This is a genomic window from Ornithinimicrobium sp., assembly GCF_030537745.1.
Classification (GTDB): domain Bacteria; phylum Actinomycetota; class Actinomycetes; order Actinomycetales; family Dermatophilaceae; genus Ornithinicoccus.
In genome coordinates this window covers 1-3117 of the sequence record NZ_JAUNVI010000119.1, presented here as the reverse complement: position 1 = coordinate 3117, position 3117 = coordinate 1, and the positions used below count along the sequence as shown (strand labels likewise).

Genomic DNA, 3117 nt, shown 5'->3' with positions numbered 1-3117 from the left:
CGAGCCCGCCTGGACCCTGGACACCGAGCTCGTCCTTGCCGACGCCGAGAACACCTCTGACGACACGGCGACGGCTGAACTGCGTGAGGCCGAAGGCGCGGACGTCGACCGCGATGAGGACGCCGAGTCAGCCGCCGACGGGCCGGTCGATGCCGCGACGGAACCGGGGCGAGTCGGCCAACGCATCTCCCTGCAGGTCTATAAGGTCGTCATCACCGACAGCGCCGGCACGGAGTTCGTCGCGGCCGCCACCCTGGACCGGACGGGCCCGGTCCGTGACCCTGGGTCGGGGATGACGGCATACGCCGGCCCGCGCGGCGAGCTTTCCCTGAGCGACGCGGAAGCATCTCTGCTGGTTGAGGCCGTGCACCTGGAGCGCGGGGGACGCCCACGTCTGCACCTGTCGGGGCACGCCGGCGGGGACCTCCAGGGAGTCCGACTCGCCCTCGTCGGCCGAAGGCAAGAACTGACAGTCGCCCTGACCGTCGACGGCGACTCCTGGCAGGCGACCATTGACCTGCACCAGAGCCAGTGGGGTGGCCCCGCGCTGCTCCCCCGGGCCGGGAGTTACACCCTTCGTGCCGTGCGCGAGATCGGCACCCAGGTCCGCGTCGCCTGCGCGATGAGCCTCATTGCGCGGACGCCTGAACAGCTCGACGTCCCCGAGTCCCGTCTCCGGTTGGAGGTCGGTCGTGGTCGCACCCTACGGCTCCGGGTCGGCGTGACCCGGGCCGCTGACGAGCTCGGTTCCTTCCACCAGCGCAGGCTCGAGGACCAGTACCTGGGCAAGGAGGTGGCGCAACCGGCGCAGAAGTCCATCTACTTCGAGAGCTTTTACGGTCGTCTGGCCACCTGCAATCCCTACGCTCTCGACCGCGTCATCGCGCGTGACCATCCTGACTGGACGCGCTATTGGGGAGTCACGGACCTGTCCGTCGCTGTGCCCGAGGGTGCGACCCCGGTGGTCGAGGGCACCACAGCCTGGTTCGAGGCAAGGACTACCTCCAGCATCGTCATCGGCAACGACTGGTTCCGCCGTCGCTTCCAGCCTCAGCCGCATCAGACCGTGCTGCAGACCTGGCATGGGTCGATGTTCAAGCGCATCGGCCTGGACCGGCCCGCCGTGCGCGCCTCCACCAGACAGGCCCTTCTCACCGAGCGCGACAAGTGGGACATCCTGCTGAGCCAGAATCACCACAGCACCGAGATCTTCGGCACCTCCTACGCATGGAACGGCCCCGTCTACGAGGAGGGCTACCCGCGCAACGACCCGCTCGCCACGGACTCCGGCGAGGCGATCAGAGAACGGCTCGGGCTCAGGCCCGACCAGCGGGTCGTGCTCTATGCACCCACGTGGCGCGACGACGTGCCAGGCCTGGTCGTCTTTCTCGACCTCGCGCGTCTCGCGGCCGATCTCGGCGAGGACTACGTGATCCTGCTGCGTGGACACTCCCGAACCGTCGGTCACGGTGGCAGCGTGCACCAGCGGGGTGTGATCGACGTGACGACCTATCCCAGCATTACCGAGCTCTTCCTCGTGTCCGACGTGCTCGTGACCGACTACTCCTCGGTGATGTTCGATTACTCGGTGACGCGGCGCCCGATGATCTTCTTCGTCCCCGATCTCGACTCCTACAGCGACGAGGTCCGCGGCGTCTACTTCGACCTGGCCGAGCTCGCGCCAGGACCGCTCGTCACCAGCCATGACGAAGTCGTGGCCGCTATATGCGGCATCGACGACTGGACTTCCTATGCCGAGCGCTATGGGGAATGGGTGCGCACATTCAACTCGCATGACGACGGGCACAGCAGTGAGCGCGTAGTCAGCCGCCTCTTCCTCGATCACTCCCGGTCCCATCCTCCAGGCCTCGAACCGCGATGACCAGCGTCAGACCGACGGAGCGGTCGCAGCGGCAGAAGTCACGCCTAGGTGCGCTGGACGCGCTGCGCATGCTGGCGGCACTAGCTGTCCTCGCCTACCACTACACCGCCATCAACCAGACATTTTGGGGCAACACGGCAGCCGAGGAGTTCCCGACGCTCAGTCAGGTGACCAAGTACGGCTACCTCGGGGTCGAGCTCTTCTTCATCGTCTCCGGCTTTGTCATCCTGATGACCGCCTATGGCCGGACACTCCCCGCCTTCACTGCGTCGCGCCTCTCCCGCCTCTACCCTGCCTACTGGGCGGCGGTCCTGGCCACGATCCTCCTCCAGGTCTTCTGGCACGGAGGCCGGGACGTGGATCTGGTCGATGGGTTGATCAACCTGACGATGTTGCAGGAAGCGTGGGACGTTACCAGCGTGCAGGGCGCCTTCTGGACCTTGTACGTCGAGCTGAAGTTCTACCTTCTGATCGGGATGCTGCTAGCTGTGGGGCTTACCCGCCGAAGGGTCATCGCGTTCGCCTTCCTCTGGCCCCTCCTCTCCCAGTTGGCACGGGCCACCGACAGCGGCCTGCTGACTTCCCTCCTCATCCCCAGTTATGCCCCCTACTTCGCCGGCGGGATGCTGCTCTACCTGGTCTACCGAGAGGGTTGGCACCTCATCCTCGCCCTGGGTATCGGGTTGAACCTCGTCCTGTGCATTCGGCAGGCAGTGCGTTACGCCGACCGTAGCGCCCCCCTGCACACCGACGCGGCCTTCAACCCAGGGGTGGTCGCGCTCCTGGTCATTTTGATGTTTGCGGCCGTCCTGGCCTGCGCTGCAGGGCCGCTGTCCCGGATCAACTGGTCCTGGCTTACCTTGGCCGGGGCCCTGACGTATCCGTTGTACCTCGTCCACGGGCAGTTCGGCTTCTTCGTCATCAACACCCTCGAGGGCAGGGTGAACAGCTACCTAGTGCTGGTCCTGGCCGCAACCCTCGCGTTGACCTTGGCGTGGTTCATCCACCGGTGGGTCGAGAGACCGTGGCACGAGCGGATGAGGAACGCCGTCCTCTCCGGCATCGAGCGACCCTGAAACGCACTTGGCCAAGACAAGACTGTCCTGGAAAAGACAACGGCGTTCCTGCGCGGGTGCTGAGCACCTCATGACTCCGGTCAGCCGGTGGGACCGCTCATCAACTCGTCCGCGCTCGGTGCCTTGATGTCCTGCGGCTCGCCCCAGTTGTCGGTGCGC

The 3117-nt window shown here is 66.1% G+C and carries 2 protein-coding genes; both read left to right on the top strand.

Annotated elements, in window-relative coordinates; all coding sequences use genetic code 11:
• A partial coding sequence (locus Q4P07_RS14175; RefSeq protein ID WP_303375562.1) for a CDP-glycerol glycerophosphotransferase family protein occupies nucleotides 1–1882 on the top strand: 1882 nt, incomplete at its 5' end.
• Nucleotides 1879–2958, top strand: a complete 1080-nt coding sequence (locus Q4P07_RS14170) for an acyltransferase (protein WP_303375561.1) — start codon at nucleotides 1879–1881, stop codon at nucleotides 2956–2958. The genes Q4P07_RS14175 and Q4P07_RS14170, both read left to right, overlap by 4 nt.
• Nucleotides 2959–3117: the final 159 nt, after the last annotated feature.